The 23,363-nt window shown below is 67.4% G+C and carries 23 protein-coding genes and 3 tRNA genes; 19 read left to right on the forward strand and 7 right to left on the reverse strand.

Going from position 1 to position 23,363, the window contains the following annotated elements:
* Nucleotides 1-111 precede the first annotated feature (111 nt).
* The 4 genes from AUL35_RS09660 (at nt 112) to recJ (ending at nt 5,531) form a co-directional block, all read left to right on the forward strand.
* Nucleotides 112-1,326, forward strand: coding sequence for an LL-diaminopimelate aminotransferase (locus AUL35_RS09660; RefSeq protein ID WP_062014418.1), 1,215 nt, complete (start codon nt 112-114; stop codon nt 1,324-1,326).
* A 72-nt stretch (nt 1,327-1,398) separates the two neighbouring features.
* Nucleotides 1,399-2,703 (forward strand): homoserine dehydrogenase, encoded by a 1,305-nt coding sequence (locus AUL35_RS09665; protein WP_062014419.1) that lies wholly within the window; start codon nt 1,399-1,401, stop codon nt 2,701-2,703.
* A 31-nt stretch (nt 2,704-2,734) separates the two neighbouring features.
* Nucleotides 2,735-3,730: a class II fructose-bisphosphatase gene (gene glpX, locus AUL35_RS09670; protein ID WP_192847075.1), complete on the forward strand. Its 996-nt coding sequence runs from the start codon at nt 2,735-2,737 to the stop codon at nt 3,728-3,730.
* A gap of 13 nt (nt 3,731-3,743) precedes the next feature.
* Entirely contained in the window at nt 3,744-5,531 is a 1,788-nt protein-coding gene (recJ, locus tag AUL35_RS09675; protein ID WP_062014420.1) for a single-stranded-DNA-specific exonuclease RecJ, read from the forward strand.
* Between the two features lie 146 nt (nt 5,532-5,677).
* On the opposite strand, the gene AUL35_RS09680 is transcribed toward recJ, so the two are convergent.
* The 3 genes from AUL35_RS09680 to AUL35_RS09690 form a co-directional block, all read right to left on the reverse strand.
* Nucleotides 5,678-5,752 (reverse strand) — tRNA-Glu (locus AUL35_RS09680).
* Nucleotides 5,753-5,822: 70 nt separating this feature from the next.
* Nucleotides 5,823-6,938, reverse strand: coding sequence for a D-Ala-D-Ala carboxypeptidase family metallohydrolase (locus tag AUL35_RS09685; RefSeq protein ID WP_062014421.1), 1,116 nt, complete (start codon nt 6,936-6,938; stop codon nt 5,823-5,825).
* Nucleotides 6,939-7,137: 199 nt separating this feature from the next.
* Nucleotides 7,138-7,578: a VOC family protein gene (locus tag AUL35_RS09690; protein WP_062014422.1), complete on the reverse strand. Its 441-nt coding sequence runs from the start codon at nt 7,576-7,578 to the stop codon at nt 7,138-7,140.
* 324 nt (nt 7,579-7,902) lie between these two features.
* On the opposite strand from AUL35_RS09690, the gene AUL35_RS09695 reads away from it, so the two are divergent.
* From AUL35_RS09695 to AUL35_RS09730, 8 genes are all read left to right on the forward strand, one after another.
* Nucleotides 7,903-8,478, forward strand: coding sequence for a cold-shock protein (locus tag AUL35_RS09695; protein ID WP_062014423.1), 576 nt, complete (start codon nt 7,903-7,905; stop codon nt 8,476-8,478).
* On the forward strand, nt 8,478-8,942 hold the full coding sequence (locus AUL35_RS09700) for a DUF192 domain-containing protein (protein ID WP_062014424.1): 465 nt from the start codon (nt 8,478-8,480) through the stop codon (nt 8,940-8,942). Before AUL35_RS09695 ends, AUL35_RS09700 begins: the two co-directional genes overlap by 1 nt.
* A gap of 122 nt (nt 8,943-9,064) precedes the next feature.
* Nucleotides 9,065-9,141 (forward strand) — tRNA-Pro (locus AUL35_RS09705).
* 27 nt (nt 9,142-9,168) lie between these two features.
* Nucleotides 9,169-9,474 (forward strand): ETC complex I subunit, encoded by a 306-nt coding sequence (locus AUL35_RS09710; protein WP_062014425.1) that lies wholly within the window; start codon nt 9,169-9,171, stop codon nt 9,472-9,474.
* Between the two features lie 7 nt (nt 9,475-9,481).
* Nucleotides 9,482-9,557 (forward strand) — tRNA-Arg (locus tag AUL35_RS09715).
* Nucleotides 9,558-9,703: 146 nt separating this feature from the next.
* Nucleotides 9,704-10,168: a hypothetical protein gene (locus AUL35_RS09720; RefSeq protein WP_156417921.1), complete on the forward strand. Its 465-nt coding sequence runs from the start codon at nt 9,704-9,706 to the stop codon at nt 10,166-10,168.
* A gap of 329 nt (nt 10,169-10,497) precedes the next feature.
* Nucleotides 10,498-10,755 (forward strand): SDR family oxidoreductase, encoded by a 258-nt coding sequence (locus AUL35_RS22910; protein ID WP_374754485.1) that lies wholly within the window; start codon nt 10,498-10,500, stop codon nt 10,753-10,755.
* Nucleotides 10,756-10,892: 137 nt separating this feature from the next.
* Nucleotides 10,893-11,768 (forward strand): SDR family oxidoreductase, encoded by an 876-nt coding sequence (locus tag AUL35_RS09730; RefSeq protein ID WP_062014428.1) that lies wholly within the window; start codon nt 10,893-10,895, stop codon nt 11,766-11,768.
* An 84-nt stretch (nt 11,769-11,852) separates the two neighbouring features.
* Here AUL35_RS09730 and AUL35_RS09735 read toward each other — a convergent pair whose 3' ends face one another.
* Complete coding sequence (locus AUL35_RS09735; protein ID WP_062014429.1) at nt 11,853-12,527, reverse strand: HAD family phosphatase; 675 nt, start codon at nt 12,525-12,527, stop codon at nt 11,853-11,855.
* A 213-nt stretch (nt 12,528-12,740) separates the two neighbouring features.
* Nucleotides 12,741-13,712: a zinc-binding dehydrogenase gene (locus AUL35_RS09740; protein WP_062014430.1), complete on the reverse strand. Its 972-nt coding sequence runs from the start codon at nt 13,710-13,712 to the stop codon at nt 12,741-12,743.
* 205 nt (nt 13,713-13,917) lie between these two features.
* Between AUL35_RS09740 and AUL35_RS22915 the strand changes: the two genes are divergently transcribed.
* Both AUL35_RS22915 and AUL35_RS22070 read left to right on the forward strand, forming a co-directional pair.
* On the forward strand, nt 13,918-14,454 hold the full coding sequence (locus AUL35_RS22915) for a hypothetical protein (protein WP_244493718.1): 537 nt from the start codon (nt 13,918-13,920) through the stop codon (nt 14,452-14,454).
* Between the two features lie 29 nt (nt 14,455-14,483).
* Nucleotides 14,484-15,011 (forward strand): hypothetical protein, encoded by a 528-nt coding sequence (locus AUL35_RS22070; protein ID WP_156417922.1) that lies wholly within the window; start codon nt 14,484-14,486, stop codon nt 15,009-15,011.
* A 65-nt stretch (nt 15,012-15,076) separates the two neighbouring features.
* Here AUL35_RS22070 and metC read toward each other — a convergent pair whose 3' ends face one another.
* Complete coding sequence (metC, locus tag AUL35_RS09750) at nt 15,077-16,273, reverse strand: cystathionine beta-lyase (RefSeq protein WP_062014431.1); 1,197 nt, start codon at nt 16,271-16,273, stop codon at nt 15,077-15,079.
* 215 nt (nt 16,274-16,488) lie between these two features.
* On the opposite strand from metC, the gene AUL35_RS09755 reads away from it, so the two are divergent.
* The 4 genes from AUL35_RS09755 to AUL35_RS09770 all read left to right on the forward strand — a co-directional run bounded on the left by AUL35_RS09755 (nt 16,489) and on the right by AUL35_RS09770 (nt 21,109).
* On the forward strand, nt 16,489-17,508 hold the full coding sequence (locus AUL35_RS09755) for an amino acid ABC transporter substrate-binding protein (RefSeq protein ID WP_062014432.1): 1,020 nt from the start codon (nt 16,489-16,491) through the stop codon (nt 17,506-17,508).
* Nucleotides 17,509-17,581: 73 nt separating this feature from the next.
* Entirely contained in the window at nt 17,582-18,772 is a 1,191-nt protein-coding gene (locus AUL35_RS09760) for an amino acid ABC transporter permease (protein WP_062014433.1), read from the forward strand.
* Nucleotides 18,773-18,781: 9 nt separating this feature from the next.
* Entirely contained in the window at nt 18,782-20,284 is a 1,503-nt protein-coding gene (locus tag AUL35_RS09765; protein ID WP_062014434.1) for an amino acid ABC transporter permease, read from the forward strand.
* A gap of 42 nt (nt 20,285-20,326) precedes the next feature.
* Nucleotides 20,327-21,109, forward strand: coding sequence for an amino acid ABC transporter ATP-binding protein (locus AUL35_RS09770; RefSeq protein WP_062014435.1), 783 nt, complete (start codon nt 20,327-20,329; stop codon nt 21,107-21,109).
* 125 nt (nt 21,110-21,234) lie between these two features.
* On the opposite strand, the gene AUL35_RS09775 is transcribed toward AUL35_RS09770, so the two are convergent.
* The gene (locus AUL35_RS09775; RefSeq protein WP_244493719.1) at nt 21,235-22,326 is read right to left on the reverse strand and encodes an OmpA family protein; all 1,092 of its coding nucleotides are present in this window, start codon (nt 22,324-22,326) and stop codon (nt 21,235-21,237) included.
* 492 nt (nt 22,327-22,818) lie between these two features.
* Here AUL35_RS09775 and AUL35_RS22770 point away from each other — a divergent pair.
* The coding region (locus AUL35_RS22770; protein ID WP_210168686.1) for a hypothetical protein at nt 22,819-23,363 on the forward strand (545 nt) is incomplete at its 3' end.

The following is a 23,363-nucleotide window of genomic DNA, read 5'->3' on the forward strand; positions in this document are numbered from 1 at the left end:
GCCCGAGCGGGCGCCGATGCACCCGGCCCAAGCGGACGCTCGCGATCCAACGCCTGCCCTGGCGCCGCCCATGCGCGCCGATCCGTATCGCCGAATAAAGGCCCCGCAGCCATGACCGAAGAGTTCCACAAGGTCCGCCGTCTTCCTCCCTATGTCTTCGAGGAGGTCAACAAGAAGAAGGCGGCCGCCCGTGCCCGGGGCGTCGACATCATCGACCTCGGCATGGGCAATCCCGACCTGCCGACGCCGAAGTTCGTGGTGGACAAGCTCTGCGAGGCGATCCGCGATCCGCGCACGCACCGCTACTCGGCCTCCAAGGGCATCGCCGGCCTTCGCCGCGCCCAGGCCGCCTACTACGAGCGCCGTTTCAACGTGAAGCTCAATCCCGACACGCAGGTCGTGGCGACGCTGGGGTCCAAGGAAGGCTTCGCCAACATGGCGCAGGCCATCACTGCGCCCGGCGACGTGGTGCTCTGCCCGAACCCGACCTATCCGATCCACGCCTTCGGCTTCCTGATGACGGGCGGCACGATCCGGTCGATTCCGGCCAAGCCCGACGAGGACTTCCTCCGGGCAATCGATCGCGCCGTGCGCCACTCGATCCCCAAGCCCATCGCCATCATCCTGAACTACCCGTCCAACCCGACGGCCTACGAGGCGGACCTCGACTTCTACAAGGAGGTCGTCGCCTTCGCGAAGCAGAACGAGATCATCATCCTTTCGGACCTTGCCTACTCCGAGATCTTCTTCGACGGCGCGCCGCCCCCGTCCGTTCTGGAGGTGCCGGGTGCGATGGACGTGGCGGTGGAGTTCACTTCCATGTCCAAGACCTTCTCCATGCCGGGTTGGCGCGTCGGCTTCGCGGTGGGCAACGAGCGCCTGATCGCGGCGCTGGCGCGCGTGAAGAGCTATCTCGACTACGGCGCCTTCACGCCGATCCAGGTGGCGGCGACCGCGGCGCTGAACGCGGGCGACGCCGCGATCGAGGAGGTCCGCGCGGTCTACCGCCATCGCCGCGACGTGCTGGTGGAGAGCTTCGGCCGCGCCCATTTCGACGTGCCGCCGCCGTCTTCCACCATGTTCGCCTGGGCGCCGATCCCCGAGCGCTTCCGTTATATGGGCTCGCTCGAGTTCTCCAAGCTCCTGATCGAGAAGGCCGACGTCGCCGTCGCGCCCGGCATCGGCTTCGGTGAGTACGGTGACGACTACGTGCGCATCGCCCTGGTCGAGAACGAGCACCGCATCCGGCAGGCGGCGCGCAACATCCGCCGCTTCCTTGCATCGGGCAACGAACCCGTTCAAAAGGCGGCGGCAGTGGCGCAGTAGCGGTCATCTTCCTGCCGGGGATGCCGGATGGCTCCGCTGTCCCCGGTCCGCACGCAAAGCACAAGGTTTTCCATGGAACGCCCGATGAGGCTCGGCATCGCCGGGCTCGGAACGGTGGGCGCCTCGCTCGCCCGTCTCCTCGCCGACAAACGGGACGTCTATGGCATGCGGGCTGGCCGCTCGCTGGAAGTCGCGGCCGTCTCGGCGCGCGACCGCACGCGCGACCGGGGCGTCGACCTTTCTGCTGCCGCCTGGTTCGACGATCCGGTGGCGCTCGCACGCGACGCCGAGATCGACCTCTTCGTGGAGCTCGTCGGCGGCTCGGACGGTGCGGCCTTCGAGAGCGTGAAGGCCGCGCTGAATCGCGGCCTGCCGGTGGTGACCGCCAATAAGGCGCTGCTTGCCCACCATGGCCTGCAGCTTGCCCGGCTCGCGCAGAAGCGCGGCGCCCCGATCTTCTTCGAGGCGGCGGCCGCCGGCGGCATCCCGATCATCAAGACGATGCGCGAGGCGCTGCGCGGCAATACGGTCGAGCGCGTCTACGGCATCCTCAACGGCACCTGCAACTACATGCTGACGCGCATGGAGCGCGAGGGCATCGCCTTCGACGCCTGCCTCGCCGATGCCCAGCGCCTCGGCTATGCGGAGGCCGACCCGACCTTCGACATCGGCGGCTTCGACGCCGCGCACAAGCTCGCCCTTCTGACCTCGCTCGCCTTCGGCTGCGAGATCGATCTCGACGCGATCTTCATCGAGGGCATCTCGACGGTCACCAACGCCGACATCGAGGCCGCCGCCGAGCTCGGATATCGCATCAAGCTCCTGGCGGTCGCCCAGCGTACCGAGTCCGGCATCGAGCAGCGCGTCCATCCGACGATGATCCCCGCGCACTCGGCGCTGGCGCAGGTCGACGGCGTGACCAACGCGGTGGCGGTCGATACCGATCTTCTCGGCTCGGTGCTCCTGGTGGGCCCGGGCGCCGGCGGCAACGCCACGGCCTCGGCCGTCCTGTCGGACATCATCGACGCCGCGCAGGGCGTTCGCCTGCCGGCCTTCGGCCTGGAGCCCGCCAAGCTCGCGCCCTATCGCCGGGCTCGCATGCGCGCGCATGAAGGCGGCTACTACATCCGGCTATCCGTGCTCGACCGCGTGGGCGCCTTCGCCTCCATCGCGCGGCGCATGGCCGAGAACGACATCTCCCTGGAGTCGATCGTCCAGCGCAAGCCGGAGAGCGGCAAGGCGGCCGAGACCGTGCCCGTGATCCTCATCACGCACGAGACCACCGAGGCCGCCGTCCGCCGCGCGCTCGACGCCGTTTCGCGCGACGGGCACCTCAGCGGCGAGCCGCGCATGATCCGCATCGAGGCGCTCGACTAGAAGCGCCCGGCAGGACACCCGGGGGAACGGAATGATCACAGAGATCGAGGAGATCGACGAGGCGACGTCGCTGGAGCGGGTCCTGTCGATCGAGATCGCGCGGGTGACGGAACGCGCCGCCGTCGCCGCCGCGACGTTTCGCGGGCGGGGCGACGAGCGCGCCGCGGACGGGGCCGCGATCGCCGCGATGCGCGACGAGCTCGGAACGCTCGCGGTCAGCGGCACGGTCGTGATCGGGGAGGGCGAGGCCGGCGACGTCCCCGCGCTCTATCTCGGCGAAACGCTCGGCACCGGCGGCCCGAGGGTCGACGTGGCGCTGGACCCGCTCGAGGGCACGACGATCTGCGCCAAGAATCTGCCCAACGCCATCTCGGTGGTGGCCGTGGCGACGCGCGGCGCGCTTCTGACGACACCCGACGTCTATATGGACAAGATCGCCGTCGGCCCGGGCTATCCCGCCGGGATCGTCGGGCTCGACCGGTCGCCACGCGACAACATCGAGGCGCTGGCGCGAGCCAAGGGCGTTCGCGTCCACGAGATCACGGCCTGCATCCTCGATCGCCCGCGTCATGCTCGGCTGATCGAGGAGGTCCGGCAGGCGGGCGCGGCGATACGCCTGATCGGCGACGGCGACGTCGCTGGCGTCATCCATACGACCGACCCGACCGTCACCGGCATCGACATCTATCTCGGCATCGGCGGCGCGCCCGAGGGTGTGCTGGCGGCAGCCGCCCTTCGCTGTCGCGGCGGCCAGATCGAGGGACGGCTCCAGCTCAACACGATGGACAAGCGCATCCGGGCCGAAAAGCTCGGCCTCACCGATCCCGACCGGCTCTTCCGGCTCGACGATATGGTGATGGGCGACGTCATCTTCGCGGCGACCGGCGTGACCGGCGGCAGCTTCCTGGAGGGCGTGCGCTTCCATGCCGACCGGATCGAGACCCATACGGTCGTGATGCGCTCGCGCACGCGTACCGTGCGCGACATCCGCGCCCGTCACTACGACCGCGAGAAGTTCGGCCTCTGAGCCGGCGACACGCATGACCGAGACCGCGCGAACCTTCCTGGGCGTCGAGCGCTCCGCGAACGGTCGGCGCTGGGTCCATGCGCTGGATCCCCGCCAGGAGGCCGCCGCCGCTCGGATCGCCCAGATCTCGGCGTTGCCGGATCTCGTCGCGCGCGTTCTGGCCGGGCGCAACGTTCCGGCCGACGAGATCGAGCGCTTCATGCAGCCGACCCTGCGCGATTTGATGCCCGACCCATCAAAGCTGCGCGACATGGACGCGGCCGCATCGCGCCTCGCGGACGCGGTGGAGCGCGGCGAGCGTGTCGCGATCTTCGGCGACTACGACGTGGACGGGGCGGCCTCCTCGGCGCTCCTTTTTCGCTACCTGCGCGAGCTGGGCGTCGAGAGCCGCATCCGAATCCCCGATCGTCTGACGGAAGGCTACGGTCCGAGCGTCCGGGCGATGAACGAGCTCGCCGACGACGGCGCGACGCTGATCGTCACGGTGGATTGCGGCTCCGCGGGCTTCGAGGCGCTGGCGGCCGCGAAGGCACGGGGCGTCGACGTAGTCGTCCTCGACCATCACCAGACCGGTGCGGAGCTTCCCGAGGCGGTGGCGCTCGTCAATCCGAACCGGCAGGACGACCTGTCGGGGCAGGGGGCGCTATGCGCGGCGGGCGTCGTGTTTCTCGCGCTCGTCGCCGTCTCGCGCGAGTTGCGCCGGCGCGGTCGCAGCGACCTTCCCGACATTCGCCACGACCTCGACCTGGCAGCTCTGGCGACCGTCTGCGACGTGGTTCCGCTCACGGGCTTCAACCGGGCACTCGTGGTGCGCGGGCTGGAGCGCATGCGCCTGCAGCTCAATCCTGGCCTGCGGGCTCTGGCCGAGATCGCACGCCTGTCCGGGCGGCTTGAGGCGTTTCACCTCGGCTATATTCTCGGACCTCGCATCAATGCGGGCGGGCGCATTGGCGCCGCCCATCTCGGCAGCCGCCTTCTCACGACCGACGACGCCAACGACGCGCGCGAGATCGCCGAGGAGCTTCACCTTCTGAACGCCGAGCGACAGGCGATGGAGCGCGAGATGCTGCTTGAGGCCGAGCGAGAGGTCGTGGAGGAGATGGGCGAGGGGGCCGGCCCCGCGGTTCTCGTGGCGGGACGCCCGACGTGGCACCCCGGCATCGTCGGCCTCATCGCCGCGCGCCTGAAGGAACGCTTCAACCGCCCGGCCTTTGCGATCGCCTTCGATGCCGGCGGACGCGGCACGGCGTCGGGCCGCTCGATCGAAGGGTTCGATATCGGCGCCTTCGTGCGCGATGCGGTCGCGAGCGGCATCGCGGTCAAGGGCGGCGGCCACCGCATGGCGGCCGGCCTGACCATCGAGCGTTCCCGGCTGGGAGACTTTCGCGAGCTCGCCGAAACCCGCGCCCGGGCCAAGGTCGACGCCCTGGTCGCGGCCGACACGCTTCGGATCGACGGCGCGGTCAGCGCCTCGGCGTTGAAGCCGCAGATGATCCATGCGCTGGAGCAGGCTGGGCCTTATGGCGCGGGCCATCCCGCCCCGATCTTCGCGCTGCCGCGCCATCGCCTGACATCGCTCGTGCCGATCCGGGGCGGACACATGCGGCTCACGCTGCGCGCCGCCGACGGCGCGACCGCCAGCGCGATCGCCTTCCGCGCGGAAGGGTCACCGGTCGGAGACATGCTGGAACGCCATCGCGACGAACTCCTGCACGTCGCCGGCCATCTCGATCTCGATCGCTACGGCGGACGCGAAAGCGTCTCGCTCCGCGTCTCGGACGTCGCCATCCCGCCACGTTAGAATGCGTCCGGTGGTCTTCAAGTGATCGAGAGGCGATCGCGACTTGCCGGCACGAGACGCCGCCCCGGAGCGTATCCGCATGGGATGACCGACACCGCGTAGCGCAAAGCGCCGGATGATTCAGTGATCTGAACTGGGAAAGTAGATGGTACGCCCAAGGGGAATCGAACCCCTCTCTCCACCGTGAAAGGGTGGCGTCCTAACCGATAGACGATGGGCGCGGACGAGGGCTCTATACGGGCAAAACCGCCCGGCGCGCAACCCGCAACCGCCCTTTCCGGGCGATTTTCGTCAGCCTTCCCGCCGCTGGCGGCAGGCCCAGTTCCAGTCGCGCGTCGGGCCGACGTCGATATGGATCGCGGCCGTGTGGCAGTAGGTGCCGACGCCGCCGCGGCCGGGCAGGGAGCGCACGAAGGCGGCGACGGTCACGCCGTTCACGCCGGGCACGTGCAGGTCGGCCGCCTTGCAGGCCATGTGCATCGAGGCCTTGGCCCCGTTGACGCGCCGGTTATGCGAGGGCGAGCGGTAGCCGGAGGTGATCACGACCTTCTGCTTGAAGCGCTGCTCGATCTGCGAGATCAGCGCGAGAAGGTCGGACTGGAAACAGTTGGTGACGATGTCCTCGCGCTGGATCAGGAGGCCGGACGGCGCAAGGCGCGCGATGCCGGAGAGCGAGGCGATCTGGTAGGAGCCGCCGATGTCGTCGAGAAGATCCGAATCGGCCGAGGCGCGCTGACCGATCTCGAAGAGCGACTTCGGGTCGACGCCGGGCAGGTTGTTGTCGCCCGGCTTCTTGTCGATTCCGTCGGTCTGGATGACCACGACCCGCCGGCTCTTCTGCGCGTCCGTGTTCCTGATCGGCGTGCGGGCCGTCGATTCGTTGTAGAGCGAGGCGTAGAGCGAGCGGTCCGCCTGCCGGCCGGACGCGTCCCGCTCCGCGTATGCCGCGACCGCCGGGTTGGAAGTTCGCTGAAGGAGGCTGGTCGGCGCGATGCCGCCTTCATGGCCTTCCGCGAGCGCAGCGACCTCGGCACGCGACTTGTCGGACCTTGCTGCTTCGCCGCCCGCTGCGATCCGTTCGGCAATGGTCGACTGCGCCGCGGCCGCAACGCGGGCCCCCTTGTCGGCCTGCTCGCTCGTCGTCGGCGAACGGTCCGCCGGCTTCGCGGCCTCGGGGTCGCCCTCGGGCTTGCCGGGTTTCGAGGCGTCGGCATCGATCAGCGCCGCCACCTGGTCGCCCTTGGCCGCCGATGGGCCGGGGGCGTTCTGTGGTGAGAAGCCGAAGCTTGCGCTTTCGTCGACCGCGGAAACGCACCCCCCGAAGAGGATGCAGGACGATACCGCCAGGACCGACGTCAGAAGACGTCGGCTCGATACGGCGCGGGAAGTCGCGTTGGCATCAGACAATCGGAAGTCCACCCCCTCGACGCGCCGTCGCTGACAGCGAACGACGCATGTCGGCCGGCATCGCCCCCGAGCGGAAGGCGTATCCCCGACCAGCGATTCACAGGAGGCGGTTCCCCATCCGCCCTTCGCCTAGAAGCGTTCCCGCAAATATGACGCTCAGTTCATTTGTATGGCCCAAATAAGGCCGACTTGTCACGCCTCACCAGGTTCCGGTGTTGGGCATCGAGCTCCAGGGCTCGGCCGGCGCCTTGGCCTCACCCTTCTGGAGGATCTCGATCGAGATGTTGTCGGGCGACTTCACGAAGGCCATGCGGCCGTCGCGCGGCGGGCGGTTGATCGTGACGCCGCCGTCCATGAGCTTCTGGCAGAAGGCGTAGATGTCGTCGACCTCGTAGGCGAGATGCCCGAAGTTGCGGCCCGTACCGTATTCCTCCGGATCCCAGTTGTAGGTCAGCTCCAGGAGCGGCGCGCTGCGGCTGCGGCCGGCCTCCACGTCGTCCGATGCCGCAAGGAAGATCAGCGTGAAGCGGCCCGCCTCGCTTTCGCTCCGGCGCACTTCGGTCATGCCCATCTTGTTGCAGTAGAAGTCGAGCGCGCGCTCGACATCGGCGACGCGGACCATGGTGTGAAGGTAGCGCATGGGACCTTGGACACTCCTTGCTATGGGCTGCGGCCAAGCTAGGGCCGTGGCGGCGCATGCCAAGGCTGGGACGTCCGGCGGCACGCTTTGCGTCTCTTGCCCGACCTGGATGGTGCCGGACTGGAGCTTGGCACCATCTTCGCCGCAGGAAAAAGCGTGAACGAGGATTCACAAACTCACCGATCATTCTATTCTGCAAGCTATGGTGAAGAACGGCGGCGGGGCGGTGATGACAGCGCGATCCGGTTTGTGCCGGCAACCGCTGGAGATCGCGGGGCCGGTTCGGTCTCTTCCCCCGATATCCTCGGAGAGGAGGTTTCGGCGATGAGCGAGCGCGACCTGGCTGAGCTGCCCGAGGTGCGCGAGAGCGCCGAGGTGCCGGTGGACCTTCGGGTCGTCTCCGGCAGCATCAAGTGGTTCGACGTCGCCAAGGGGTTCGGGTTCATCGTGCCCGACGACGAGGAGGGCGACATCCTGCTGCACGTCACCTGCCTGCGGCGCGGCGGCTTCTCGACGGTTCTGGAGGGCGCGCGCATCGTGTGCGAGGTCCAGCGGGGCGAGCGCGGCCTGCAGGCGTTTCGCGTGCTCTCGATGGACCAGTCGACCGCGGTCCACCCCGCGCAGAACGGCCCCGCCCGAACCCATACGCAGATCGTGCCCACGAGCGAACTCGAGCCGGCCGTGGTGAAGTGGTTCAATCGAACCAAGGGATACGGTTTTCTATCGCGCGGCGAGGGAACCGAGGATATCTTCGTCCACATGGAGACCCTGCGCCGCTACGGGATGACCGAGCTGCGGCCGGGCCAGAGCGTGCTCGTGCGCTTCGGGAACGGTTCCAAGGGCCTGATGGCCGCCGAGGTGCATCCCGCAGCCGGCGCCGTGGGAGCGACGACGCACTGATGCTGGCATCTCTCAAGCAGAACAAGGCCGTTCTGTTCATCATCGCCGTCCTCGTTGTGACGGCCTATTTCGTCTTCACCTCCGGGTCGCAGGGAGCGACCGCGACGCTGACCACGGCGACCGGCGAGCACGCGATCGAGGTCGAGATCGCCGATACCGACGCCTCGCGCGAGACCGGCCTCATGAACCGCAGCTCGATGCCCGCCAATCACGGCATGCTGTTCGACTTCAAGCAGACCCGTCCGGTCGCGATGTGGATGAAGAACACGATCATTCCCCTCGACATGCTGTTTCTCGACGAGCGTGGCCGTATCGTGAACATCGCGACCAACGCCAAGCCCTATTCGCTCGACGTCATCCCGTCCTCCGGCCCGGTGCGCTACGTGCTCGAGCTGAACGGGGGAGCGGCGGCGCGCTACGGCGCGAAGGCCGGGGATCGTCTGCGCCATTCGGTCATCCCCTGAAGGCGGTAAAGCGACCTGCCGGTCGCGTCGGATCCCGGGAGAACGGGGTGAGCGCTAGGCGTGGCCCTTGACTATCGGTCCGGCGCGCGGCACTTCCACCCCATCCCGGTTCTTGCCGGGGACGGAGCGTAGCGCAGTCTGGTAGCGCATCTGGTTTGGGACCAGAGGGTCGCAGGTTCGAATCCTGCCGCTCCGACCAGTTCCAGCCTGTCGGAGAAGGCTCCCCATGGTCGCTCGCATCTTTCGTCCCGCCCGCACCGCGATGCAATCGGGCAAGGGCAAGACCAAGGAGTGGCTGTTCCTCTACGAGCCGTCCGAGCCCAAGTCGATCGATCCGCTGATGGGCTATATCTCGTCGGGCGACACGCGGGCGCAGGTGCGCCTCTCCTTCGAGACCAAGGAGCAGGCGATCGAATACGCGACGCGCAACAATATCGAGTACCGCGTCGAGGAGGAGCATGTGGCGGTGCGCCCCCGCGTCTCCTATTCCGACAACTTCCGCTACGACCGCCAGCAACCCTGGACGCACTGACCCCTCCGGCCCCGTAGCTCAGAGGATAGAGCACCGGCCTTCTAAGCCGATGGTCGCAGGTTCGAATCCTGCCGGGGTCGCCAATCGAATCAATGACTTAGGTCGAAATGGACAGATCAACATGTCGCAGGCATGTTGCAGCTGTTACCCTTGAGTTGCGGGGGGTGACCGCTACCCTCGGCTGGTCCGCGCAACATGGCGTGCGACATGAATTGGGTCCCGACTAGCGATGGCTGACTACCGAAAGGCGCCTGATCGCGACGATCTTGTGATTGAGCATGTGCGGCGCCGAACCGCAAACTGCATCAATCACACGATCTATATGACCCAAGAGCGATTCCTGGATGGGGTGTTGCTCACGGTTGGCTTCGATGGTCCCGAACAGGAAGACGGTGCACGGGCGAGATTCATTAACCGCGTCTTCGTTCAAAGGAGGTCGATCAACGTCTATGGTCACGACGACGATCTTCTACGGATTGTTGGTGAGGTTCACTCGCGCAGTTTCTACGAGTTTTTCGCAAACGGTGACGTGGTTTCAGGCATTATCGCGCTGCTTGTCACGATCATGATCGTACCGTCGTTCATCGCCTCCTACTGGACCGGAAGCGAAATTTCGGTGCCGGCGTGGATCACTAGTGGATGGCTACTGATCCTCGGCTTCTATTTCGGGAAGGCGTCGTCCAAACCGGACTGAGCGAACAATCCATCGCCGAATCGTGCGGCTGGAAGCTGGTGTTCGAAACATACCAACAACCCTTGACGTCTCAGCGAATGAGAAAGCGCTGATGACCGGCGGGTCGCGCGTGATCGGCGCAGCGATCGCCGCCTGTGCCACCATCGCCGACAATTGAGATCTCGCTGATCGACGAGTTGTTGGCGGTGCATGAGCCGAGGGGCGATCCTGGCCAGCCAAGCGGCCATGCCGCATCTTCGCTCGGCCGGCCGGATCGTCACGATCATTTCCGGGGGTGCCGACCGCATCGTCGGGGACATGGGAACGGTTGATTTCGTGACAAGGCCGCCCTGCAGACGCTGACGCGGGGCCTCGCGCGCGAGCTTTGCCCGCGCGATATCACGGTCAAGCTCATGCAGCCCGGCTCGACCGATACCGAGATGGGCTCGGCTGACGGCCCCTCTGCCGATTTCCAGCGCGGCCTGAACCCGCTCGGGCGTTTCGGTACGGCGGAGCACGGCGCCGCGGCGGGCGCGTTTCTGGCCTCGCCATCCGCGCGTGACATGACCGGTGCGATCGTCATCGTCGACGGCGGTCAGCTCATCTAGACCTTCGGGCGGCGTCGCCGGCAAGCCGGACCTGCCCGGGTCCGGCTTGCTCTCCGTTGTATTCGCCAGAAGAGATCGGGGAGCCAAATCCCTTCACTTCCGTTCGCCATCCATATCTCTGGCAACGGACCCATTGCATGACCGACGATCCGCGCACCAACCATCCGACCAGCTTTCCCGGCGAGCTTTCGCAGCCGCGGCCGGGACTGGAAGAAGCCATGCGCACCAAGCCCGACCATGGCGAGGAAAGCTATCGAGGCAAAAATCTCCTCGCAGGGCGCGTCGCCTTGATCACGGGCGGCGACTCGGGCATCGGCAAGGCCGTCGCCATCGCCTATGCGCGCGAGGGAGCCGACGTCGCGATCTCGTATCTCGTCGATGAGCAGATCGATGCCGAGGAGACAAAGGCTTGGGTCGAGAAGGCGGGGCAGCGTTGCCTTTTGCTGCCCGGTGACATCCGCGACCGCGATCATTGCCGACGGATCGTCGAGCAAACGGTCGATGAGCTCGGTGCTATCGATATCCTCGTCAACAACGCGGCGGCGCAAACCACCAACGAGGATCTCGCCGATATCGACGACGACGAGATGCAAGGCGCCTTCCAGGCCAACGTGTTTGCCATGATCCGCCTTGCCAAGGCGGCCGTGCCGCACATGAAGCCGGGCTCTGCCATCGTGAACTCGACCAGCGTCCAGGCCAAGGTCGCTACGAAGAACATGATCGTCTATTCCGCGACCAAGGGCGCCGTTTCGAGCCTGACGATCGGGCTTTCCAATCTTCTGGCGCCCAAGGGCATTCGCGTGAATGCGGTCGCCCCCGGACCGGTGTGGACGCCGATTCAGCCGATCGCCAAGGACCCGGAGACATTGGAGACGCTGGGGCACAACACACCGCTCGGGCGTGCGGGCCAGCCGGCGGAGCTCGCTCCGGCCTACGTGCTTCTGGCTTCGGGCGAAGGCAGCTACCTGTCGGGCGCGGTCATTCCCGTGACCGGCGGCATGCCGATGTATTGAGCGATAGGCGGGGGCACCCTTCCTCTCGTCCCGGCCGCGCGGACATCAGTTCCGCTTCGTCGGCCGCTTGAGGAGCACTGCGCCTTAAGAGATCGCACCGATGGCGCCGGTGCGCCCGTGTACGTAGGCCAAGAGCTCGGGATCGTTGAAGTCCCGGGCCACGACCTCCGCACCGGCGCCCTGGAGCGTGTCCGGCTCGACGGAGGTCAGGAGACCGACCACGCCGACGCCGGCAGCGAACGCTGCACGGGCACCGGCCGGCGAGTCCTCGAAGGCAACCGAGCGCGCGGGATCCCCGCCCAGCCTTTCGATGGCTGTCAGGTAAGGCAGCGGATGCGGCTTGGCGTTCGCCAGTTCATCGCCGATGACGAGGCATCGGAAGCGATCCGTCAGTTGAAGGGCATTCAGCACGAGTTCCGCGTTTGCCCTCGGCGCATTGGTGACGACGGCACACGGAATGCCTTCTCGATCCGCCCAATCCAGAAGGGGCAGCAGGCCGGATGCCGCTTCCAGTTCGGTGACGAGCTCGCGATAGGCGGCTTCCTTGGCATCCAGCACGGCGGCGCCCTCTGCCGGGGCTAGTCCCGGCAGGAAGGTCGCGGCGGTCGCTGCGTTCGCGACACCGATCACGCGTGTGCGGTAGGTCTCCCAATCGAGATCGACGCCATGGGGCATGAAGACGCTGCGCATCGCTTGGAAATGCAGGTGGTCGGTTTCCACGATCGTCCCATCCATGTCGAAGAGAAGCGTGGCGGTCATGGGCTGACGGTCTTTCGTGATGAGCGGTGTCCCGCGTGCGCGAATGGTCCTATGAAGCCGAACGCCGGCGACGTCGAGTCGCTGACTTCGCGAAGAAGGAACGCCGTCCGAACGCCGGCCCAAAAGAGGGTTCCCGGCCCGCACCGTGATCGCGGATAGCCGGCCCAAGACAAACGCGGCCAGCCCGACGAGACGAGGCGGCCGCGCCGACCTTCAGCGCCCGCGCAGGATCACCTTGCCCGCGCGACCGGGTTCGTGGGTCGCACGCAAGGCCTCGCCGAATTGCTCGAGAGGAAAGATTCCATCGGTCGGCAGCGTCAGCCTGCCGCTGGAGGCCTCTGTCACGAGTTCCTCCAGAAGACCGCCGATGACCTCTGATGGCAGGTTTGGCTTCGCGCCCCAGAATCCTCGCACCGTGATCTGCCGGAAAATCGAAACCGACGGATCGAGGCGGATCGGCTCGCCGCTGAGAGCCCCGAAGATGACGATCTCACCGCCATCGGCGACCAGTCGCGCGAGCTGGGCGGGGCCGTCGCCGCCGATCGAATCGAGACCTGCGCGGATCGTTCCATCGCCGATCACCTTGCGGGCCCGATCCTCCCAGCCAGGCTGTTCGGTCGACACTCCGTTGGTGATCCCGACCGCCGCGAGTTCGTCGACTGCTGCGTCGCGCCGCACGAGGCTCAGGACCCTGATGCCCTTCTCTGCCCCGAAGCGTGAGACGAGGCGACCCACCGCGCCGTTGGCGCCGTTCTGCACGAGCCAATCGCCACGCTCTAGCCCCAGCGTCGCCAGCAGCATCTTGGCACTGAGAGGCATGGCGATGAGCTGGCATGCGGTCTCGTCGGCGATGGTGTCCGGGATGGACCGGACCTGCTTCGCGTCGGCCAGATAGAAGTCGGCCCAGGTTTGTCGTCCACCGCCGATCACCCGCTGTCCGACCCGAAGGTTTTCGACACCCGGGCCAAGTTCCTCGACGAGGCCGAGTGCCTCGCTGCCGGCGATCGCCGGCAGCGGCGGCTTGATCCCGTAGGATCCGGCGATGGTCATGAGATCGTGGTTGTGAATGGGCGACAGCACCATGCGAAGCAGCGCCTCGCCGGCATTCGGCTTCGGCCGCTCCCGTTCACGCAGGCTCAACACCTGCAAGGGGTCGCCGAACCGTTCGTATTCCAGGCTCCGCATGGCCGATCCTTTCCGCTTGTCCGATCCTCATGATCTAGGTCGCATGCGCTCGGGTGGCACCGCAGCACCGATGGCTCGCCGTCCCCGTCGCCCATCGGTTGCGGCCACGTCCTTCGCCTGAACCCAAGCTGAACCGATCGGTTCAGCGTGCTGTGGGTTGCCGGAGCCTAAGACCCCTCTCACCGCAACACGAACGGTGACGACGATGACCAACGATCCCAACCCCACGCCAACCCTCGCGTCCGACGAGACGACACGCGTCCCGGAACCCACCCCTCCGCGCCGACGGCCGATCTCGCGCAATGCTGTCCTCGGCGCTGGCGCTCTTGGCCTTCTGGTGCTCGGCTTTGCAGGCGGAGCGGCAGCTTGGAGCGCGACGCAGCATCGTGACGCCACGTTCGACACGGCTCTCGTCACGACACCGATCGCTCAGCTTTCCGACGCGTCCGTCGTCGGCATCGCCGGCCAAGTCGCCGAAATCTATGGCAACAAGTTCGTCGTCAGCGACGGAGCCGGCAAGGCGCTTGTCGAGACCGGTCGAGCGGGCGAGGGCGGCAATCTCGTATCCACTGGCGAGACCGTCACCGTGCAAGGCCGCTTCCGCGATGGATTTCTGCACGCGAGCGCCATTCGCCACGCCGATCAGCGCATCGACCAACTCGATCCGCCTCCTCCTCCGCGCCACGGTCCCGGCCAAGGCCCGCGCGACGTCGGCCCGGACGCGAGGCCGAACGCGGACTGACCGCCTCGCGGCCCGAACCATCAACCCTAATGTCCGGCACGACCGTCGGACAGATCAAGGCCCCTTTGGCGCAGCCTGACCGCGACGCCACGGCTTTCGCCCGATCCGCAAGGCGCCGGATCGCGCATTCCGCGCAAGGATTGAAAATCATGATCAAGTCAGCCCTGCTCGCAACGGCCTTTGCCGTCGGGCTCACGTCCTTCGCCGCCGCGCAGGCCGCGCCATCGCGTGATACGCCACCACCGCCTGCGGCAGCTGGCGCGATGCCGGGACCGGGCGCCGACGCCCGGCCCGCGCCCGGCGACATGCCGCCCCCGCCGCCCCCGGGCGAGGGCCCTCGGGACGTCGACCATCGCGGTCCTCCGCCGCCTCCGCCCATGGGAAAGGGTATCGAGCTACGCCTCGGCCGTGACGCGGGTATTCGCATCAATTGCGGGGACGAGCCGATGGAAGCCTGCATTGCGGCCGCCAAGCCGCTGACCGATCGCATCCCGGATCTCGCCGTCCCGCCGGCTCCGCCCGGGCCGGCCGCCGCGACGATGCCTTCGGCGAACTGATGCGCCGGGCTCGGCGACGGGGATCCGCCGCCGAGCCCACTTTCAGATAGGCCACTGGTACGCGATCAACGCTGCCCGGCCAAAATGCTCCCCGCCGCCTCGAGGCCTGCTTCGAGATCCCGCCTCAGATCCTCCGGATCCTCGAGCCCGATCTGAAGGCGAATCACGGATCCCTCCGTCGGCGCATGTGCGTGGCGCCGATCGTTCAGGTGCGATTCGAGCGCCAGGCTTTCGAAGCCACCCCAGGAATAGCCGAGGCCGAAGATGCGCAGGGCGTCGAGGAATGCGTCGGCCGCCCGCGTTCCACCGCCCGCCAGCACGACCGAGAACAGGCCGCTCGCGCCGCCGAACTGCCGCTTCCAGAGCTCATGCCCCTCGAAGCTCGGCAGAGCCGGATGCAGGACGCGCGCGATCTCGGGACGGGTCTCCAGCCACTGCGCGAGGTGAAGCGCGGCGGACTGATGGGCCTTCAGGCGCACGGGCATGGTCTTCAGGCCGCGATACACGAGATAGGCGTCGTCCGGCGAGACGTTGATGCCGAGCTCCATCTGCGCCTCGCGCAAGGGGCGGATGTAGTCCGCCGTCGCCGAAACGCTGCCCATCAGGATGTCCGAATGGCCGCCCGGATACTTGGTCAGGGCGTGGATCGAAAGGTCGACGCCATGATCGAGCGGCCTGAAGAAGAGGGGGGTCGCCCAGGTGTTGTCCATCATCGTGACGGCACCGCGCTCGTGCGCGACCGCGCAGAAGGCGGCGACGTCGATCATCTCGAACGTATTCGATCCCGGCGCTTCCAGGAACACGACACGCGTGTTGTCGCGCATCTGCGCGCGCAGGCCCTCCGGCCCCGATCGCGGATCGACGTATTCGGTCTCGACCCCCAGCCGCTTCAGCATCGAGTCGCAGAAGTGGCGCGTCGGTCCGTAGATGCTGTCGATCACGAGACAATGATCGCCGCTTCGCAGGAAGGCGAGGAGGGGGACGCTGACCGCCGCCAGCCCTGACGGCACGAGGATCGTTCCGGCCGAGCCCTCCATCTCGTCGATCGCCCGCTCCAATGATTCGAGCGTCGGGGTGCCGCGAAGGCCGTAGGTATAGCGCTGGTCGCGGCTGCGCATGGCCGCCGCGCTCGGGAAGAGGATGGTCGAGCCGCGAAAGACCGCCGGGTTGACGAAGCCGTGAAACTCGCGCGGCTCATGGCCGGCGTGAAGAAGTCTGGTGGTAGAATCGTAGTCGGGCGTCGACGTGGGAGAATTGCTCACCGAAGATGCATCCTGCGTTATCGTATGGCGTAACTTACAGTACGCCCTTGTTCGTCATTGGAAAATTTAGGCCAAGACTTGACCTGCCAATTTTTATGGCATGACATCGCGAACCGTGAACGACCATTGGTTCGGGGCGCCTGACGTCTTCGTGCCGTCCCCCGGGTTCCGGGGGCGTTCTGTCTCCGTTTTTGTTCCGAACCCAAGGACATTCCATGAACCTGAAGCTTGTGACCGCCGCCCTCGGACTGTCGGCCGTTGCTCTGGCCGCGACCGGCGCGTCGGCTGCGACCCTCGACGATACGAAAGCCCGCGGCACGGTGCGCTGCGGCGTCAACACGGGTCTTCCGGGCTTCGGCTTCCAGAACGACCAGGGTCAATGGGCCGGTCTGGACGTCGACTACTGCAAGGCCGTTGCCGCCGCCATCTTCAATGATCCCGCCAAGGTCGTTTATTCGCCCCTCTCGGCGGTTCAGCGCTTCCCGGCGCTCCAGAACAGCGAGGTCGACATCCTCGCCCGAAACACGACCTGGACCATGAGCCGCGACACCTCGCTGGGCCTCAAGTTCGCGGGCATCAACTACTATGACGGCCAGGGCTTCATGGTGAAGGCGTCGCTGGGCGTGAACTCGGCGCTGCAGCTCTCGGGCGCGACGGTGTGCGTGCAGAGCGGCACCACGACCGAGCTGAACCTTGCCGACTACTTCGCCGCCAACAACATGCAGTACAACCCGGTCGTCATCGAGGCGCAGGCCGACGTGAACGCCGCCTACGACAGCGGTCGCTGCGACGTTCTGACCACGGACCAGTCGGGTCTCTACGCCTCGCGCCTCGAGCTCGCCCAGCCGAACGACCACGTCGTTCTGCCCGAGATCATCTCCAAGGAGCCGCTCGGTCCCGCCGTACGCCAGGGCGACGACCAGTGGTTCAACATCGTGAAGTGGACCCACTTCGCGCTGCTCGACGCCGAGGAGCTGGGCGTGACCCAGGCCAATGTCGAGGAGATGAAGAATTCGGCCAATCCCGAGATTCGCCGCCTGCTCGGCGTCGAGGGAACGTTCGGCGCCGATGCCGGCCTCACCAACGATTTCGTGGTGAACATCATCAAGGCCGTCGGAAACTACGGCGAGATCTTCGAGCGCAACGTCGGCACGGGCTCGCCGCTCGGCATCGCGCGCGGCCAGAACGCGCTCTGGACGAAGGGCGGCCTGCAGTACGCCCCGCCGATCCGCTGATCTGAACCATCGAGACGACGCCGGGTCCGAAGGGTCCGGCGTCGCCCGCCTCGACCCGTCGCAAGGGACATTCATGACTGCAGACCTTGGGGCGATGCGCGCCCAGCCCCGCCGTGATTCGGTCTGGACCAACCCGACCATCCGCAGCATCGTCATCCAGGTCGTGCTCGTCGTCGGTCTCGCCGTGTTCGCATGGTGGCTCGTCGGAAACACGGCGCAGAACCTGCGAAACGCCAACATCGCCTCGGGCTTCGGCTTCCTGCAGAACCGCGCGGGCTTCGACATCTCGCAGGTCCCGATCGCCTACACGAACAACGCGACCTACGGGCGCGCCATCGCGGTCGGCATCGCCAACACGCTGATCGTCGCCTCGACCGGCATCGTCTTCGCGACCATCCTCGGCTTCCTGGTCGGCATCGGCCGTCTGTCGCACAACTTCCTCGTGCGCGGTCTTTGCACGATCTACGTCGAGACCTTCCGCAACATCCCGCCCTTGCTCGTCATCCTCTTCTGGTATTTCGGCGTCCTGTCGGTCCTGCCGGGTCCGCGCGAGGCGATCGAACTGCCGCTGGACTCCTTCCTGTCCAATCGAGGGCTCCAGACGCCGAGCGTGACGTGGCTGCCGGGAAGCGTCTGGGTTCTGGGCGCGCTCGTCGTCGGCGTCGTCGCGACGCTCATTCTCTCGCGCATCTTCCGCGCTCGTCAGATGGCGACCGGCTCGCGCCCCGGATTGCTGATTCCGGCTATCGGGCTCATCGTGGTGCTTCCGCTCGTCGTCTTCGCGGCGCTCGGCTTTCCGGCGAGCCTCAACGTCGTCACGCGCGGCACGTTCAACCTGACCGGCGGCTTCCAGATCAAGCCGGAGTTCCTGTCGATCTTTCTCGCGCTGTCGGTCTATACGGCCGCCTTCATCGCCGAGATCGTGCGCGCAGGCATTCTCTCGGTCTCCAAGGGGCAGACCGAAGCGGCGGCCGCCCTCGGGCTTCGTCGGGGTACCGCACTACGTCTCGTCGTGGTGCCGCAGGCGTTCCGCGTGATCATTCCGCCGCTAACCTCGCAATATCTGAACCTCACGAAGAACTCGTCGCTGGGCCTGGCCATCGGATACCCGGAACTCGTCGCCGTCGGCTCGACCGTCCTCAACCAGTCCGGCCAGTCGATTGAGGTCGTGGTCGTCTGGATGACGGTGTACCTCACCATCAGCGTGGCGGTGTCGCTGTTGATGAACTGGTTCAACCGCCGCATGAAACTCGTCGAGCGCTGAGAGGCAGAGATGGAAGAGCAAGTCGCCTCCTATGCGCCGCGCGGCGGACTGCCCGCGCTGCCTCCGCCGGTCGATACGTCGAGCCCGTTTGCGCGCCTGCGCTTGCGCTTCTTCGCGACGCCGTTCGACGCGATCCTGACGGTCCTCTTCGGCGCGCTCGCCGTCTATGTCGTCTGGTCGCTCGTCCAGTGGGCGATCGTCGACGCCGTCTTCACCGGAGACGACCGCACGGCCTGTCTCAGCACCGCTGAGCGGCATGTCGGCGCCTGCTGGGCCTTCATCGCCTCCCGCTACAGCCAGTTCGTCTACGGACTCTACCCGGTCGATGCGCGCTGGCGCGTCGATGTGGTCTTCGCGCTCGGCGCCGCGCTGATCCTTCTTGTCGCCATACCGCGCGTGCCCTTCAAGAAGCTCTTCGCCCTCCTGCTTCTCGGCGTCTATCCCCTGATCGTGCTCGTTCTCCTGACGGGCGGTCAGTTCGAGATGTCCGGGTCGGGCATTTCCATCGTCTTCGCGCTCGCGGCGGCGGCGACCATCTTCCTGGCCTTCGGGCAGAGCAGCACGGTCGGCCGAACGCTTGTCATGCGGATCGCGCTCTGGCTGACGGTCCTGGCGGCCGTGGTCGGTGTCGCTTCCTTCTACTACACCGCCGGAGGCAGCGAGAGCATCCTCACGTTCCGCTTCAACCTCCCGGCACAAGTCGCGGTGTTCGCCGCGCTCGGCGCGATCGTGCTTGCGATCACCGCGACGGTCTCGACATCGGACGAACGGGGCGGACTGGCGATGCTGATCGTCCCGACGCTCGTCGCCGTGGCCTTCGTCCTGATCCTGACCGCGCCGCTCGGCATCATGCACGTGCCGACGAATCTCTGGGGCGGGCTGCTCGTCACCCTGGTCGTGGCGCTGACAGGCATCGCCTTCTCGCTGCCGCTCGGCATCCTGCTCGCGCTCGGGCGGCAGTCAGGCATGCCGGCCGTGCGCTTCCTGTCGGTGGTCTTCATCGAGTTCTGGCGCGGCGTCCCGCTGATCACCGTGCTGTTCATGGCGAACTTCATGCTGCCGCTTCTGCTGCCGCAGGGCGTCAGCTTCAATCAGCTTCTGCGCGTCCTGGTCGGCGTCTCGCTGTTCGCGGCGGCCTACATGGCCGAGGTCATTCGCGGCGGCCTGCAGGCGATCCCGAAGGGACAGTACGAGGGCGCCGACGCCATGGCGCTGACCTACTGGCAGAAGATGCGGATGATCATCCTGCCTCAGGCCCTGACGCTCGTGATTCCCGGCATCGTGAACACGTTCATCGGGCTCTTCAAGGATACGAGCCTCGTCTACATCATCGGCCTGGCGGACCTTCTCGGCACGATCCGGCGCGGCTTCAACGACCCGGTCTGGATCACACCGTCGACCCCCGCGACCGGTCTCGTATTCGGAGCCTTTGCATTCTGGCTGTTTTGCTTCAGCATGTCGCGATACTCGATCTACATCGAGCATCGGCTGGCGCGCGGCCGCAAGCACTAGCCGATTCCATCAAGCCTGACGCATCGAAGGTTCAACTCCCCCATGTCGCTCCAGTCCGCCCAAGCCACGCGACCCGCCGCATCCGCCGGCGAGGGCCTCGCGATCGAGCTGACCAACGTCAACAAGTGGTATGGCGAGTTCCACGTCCTGCGCGACATCAACCTGTCGGTTCTGCGCGGCGAGCGCATCGTGGTCTGCGGCCCTTCGGGTTCCGGCAAGTCGACGATGATTCGCTGCATCAACCGGCTGGAGGAGCACCAGAAGGGCTCGATCGTCGTGGACGGCGTCGAGCTGACCAACGACCTGAAGAAGATCGACCTGGTGCGCCAGGAGGTCGGCATGGTGTTCCAGCACTTCAACCTCTTTCCGCACCTGACGATCCTTGAGAACTGCACGCTCGCCCCGATCTGGGTGCGCAAGATGCCGAAGAAGAAGGCGGAGGAGGTGGCCATGCACTTCCTCACCCGCGTGCGCATTCCCGAGCAGGCCAACAAGTATCCGGGCCAGCTCTCGGGCGGACAGCAGCAGCGCGTGGCGATCGCGCGCGCGCTCTGCATGCGCCCCAAGGTGATGCTCTTCGACGAACCGACCTCCGCGCTCGATCCCGAGATGGTCAAGGAAGTGCTCGACACGATGGTGTCGCTCGCCGAAGAGGGCATGACCATGATCTGCGTGACGCACGAGATGGGCTTCGCCCGTCAGGTGGCGGACCGCGTGATCTTCATGGACGCCGGCCAGATCGTCGAGGAGAACAAGCCCGAGGCCTTCTTCTCCAACCCGCAGCACGAGCGCACGAAGCTCTTCCTCAGCCAGATCCTGCACTGAGATCGGCCGACGTCAGCAGGCGGCCGGCGTCGCCGCCGTGAACGAAAAGGGCCGGGGCTTCCTGCGAAGCCCCGGCCCTTTGTGCGTGTGGCCGACCGCGACCCTCGGGCGCGGCCTGCTCGACCTTACGGCCGCTGCGACCTGGCCGTTTCCACCGGCTTCACGAGCGCGGTGATGCGGCGAAGCGTGACGCGACGGTTCTCGGCGTTCGGCCCCTGCGTGTCGACCTTGAGATCTTCCTCGCCATAGCCCTGGGTGACGATGTTCTCGGCCGGAATCTCGAAGTATTGCGTCAGCGCCGAGGCCACGGCCGCCGCGCGGCGATCCGAGAGCGCGAGGTTGGCGACGTTGCTGCCTACCGCGTCGGTATGGCCTTCCAGAAGGAAGACCTCCGCCGGGTTCTCGTCGATCACGCGCTTCACGGCGTCGGCCAGCGCCTGGAGGTTCGCGACCTGATCCTGGGCGATCTGGTCGGAACCGAAGGCGAAGTTGATCGTCGCGAGATCGATGCGGCGCACCTTGTCGCGGATACGCTCCGAGCGGCGCACCTCGTCCACCGAGTAGATGCGCTCCACCGTCTCCACCGGCGGGGCGACGAGCGTATCGTAGTACAGCTCCTCGTCCGGCTGGGCGACGTCGACGATATAGCGATCCTCCGGAATCTCCAGGCGAAGCGGCGGCAGATCGGCGCCTGCGTCCGTGTAGTAGTCCGGGCGCGAATCGTCCTCGGCGTAGGGATCGTAGAACAGGACGGTCTCGCGTCCGTCCGGCGCGATGCGCGAGCGCTGGATGACGTCGCCGTACTCGTTCTCGATCGTGACGACCCGCACGCCGTTCTCGCGGATGATCGTCTCGCGCGAGAGGCCGCGCGGCAGCCGCTCGTAGGTGACGTCACGCGAGCCGCGCGAAAGGCGGTCGTTGTCGTCGGAGCGGATGAAGTAGGATGCGGCCGCACCGGCGGCCGCGCCGGCGATGCCCGCGCCGACGATCGACAGGATGTCCCGGTCGCCGACCCGTTCCACGACCTTCGCCTGGGGGGGCAGGGCGAAGTCCGGCCTGCGCTCGATCCGCTCGCCCTGAATGGCTGTAACCGGGCGCACCTCAACCGGTGCCGGCAGTCGCTGGACCTGCGCATCCACGGCATCGACCTGGCCCTTGGGAACCGGCGCCGTCTGCAGGTCGGTCGCGACCGGCTCGGGCGGGCGGGTCGGCGGCAACGGTGTCTGGGGCGCCGCAGCCGTCGTGCCCGGAGCCGGCTGCCCGGGCAGGGCGGCCGGCGGTGCCGCGGGAGCCGTTCCGTTCGGCGCGGCACCGCCGGGCGCGGTTCCCGGCGGAAGGGCGGGAGGTGCCGGGGGGGTACGCGGAGCCACGGGCGCACCCGTTGCGGCGCCCGGCGGAACCGGAGCGACCGGGGCGGTCGACGGGGCGGTCGGCGTCGCAGGCGCGGCCGGGTTGACCGGCGTCATGGTTTCGGCGCCAGGCGTCGGGGCGGCCGGGGGCACGGGGGCCACAGTTTCCGGCGGCCGCTGCGTCGCGGGGGGCTCGCCGGGTGTTGCCGCCGTAGGACGCTCCTGCCCGGTGCGCGGACGGCCGGGCTCGTTCGGATTGCGGCGACCCTGCGCGCCGCCGTCACGCGGGCGCTGAGCCGGCTCGGCGCCGGGGGCGGCGGGTTCGCGCACGTCGTTCTGCGTTCCGTTGTCGACCGGCAGTTGCGACGGGTTCCCCTGCGGGGTGTCGGCCGGTGGGAGACCGCTGTCGGGCGCGGCCTCGCGCGGCCGTTCTCCTGCACGCGGCGCCTCGCGTCCGGGCTCAGCCGGACGACGCGGCTCGCCCGGCGCGCGTTCGCGCGCAGGGGCATCGCTGTTCTCGGGCGTGGCGGGACGTTCCGGGGTTGCTGGACGCTCCGGGGCTGCCGGACGCTCGGGGGCGGCTGGACGTTCAGCGGCACCGCGGGGGGCAGGCGCCTCGGGCTCTGCGGCCGGGCGACGGCGTGTTGGCGCTTCCTCGCTGGTGCCCGGTGCGGCCTCTTCCGCAGCCGGTGCGCGTTCGCGGCGCGGAGGACGCTCGCGGGCGGGCGGCGCCTCGTCCTGCGCGGGTTCGGCTCCTGGCGCGGCACGGCGGGCCGGCGCCTCGCGACGGGCGGGGGCTTCCTCCTCGGCGGCGGGGGCGGGCCGCCGGCGCGGCTGGGGCTCCTCGGCGGCCCGGCCTTCGTCCGCCTCTTGAGGCGCGGCGCGACGCTCGCGCGGTGCCGGAC

It is taken from the genome of Aureimonas sp. AU4, from assembly GCF_001463765.1.
Taxonomy (GTDB): Bacteria; Pseudomonadota; Alphaproteobacteria; order Rhizobiales; family Rhizobiaceae; genus Aureimonas.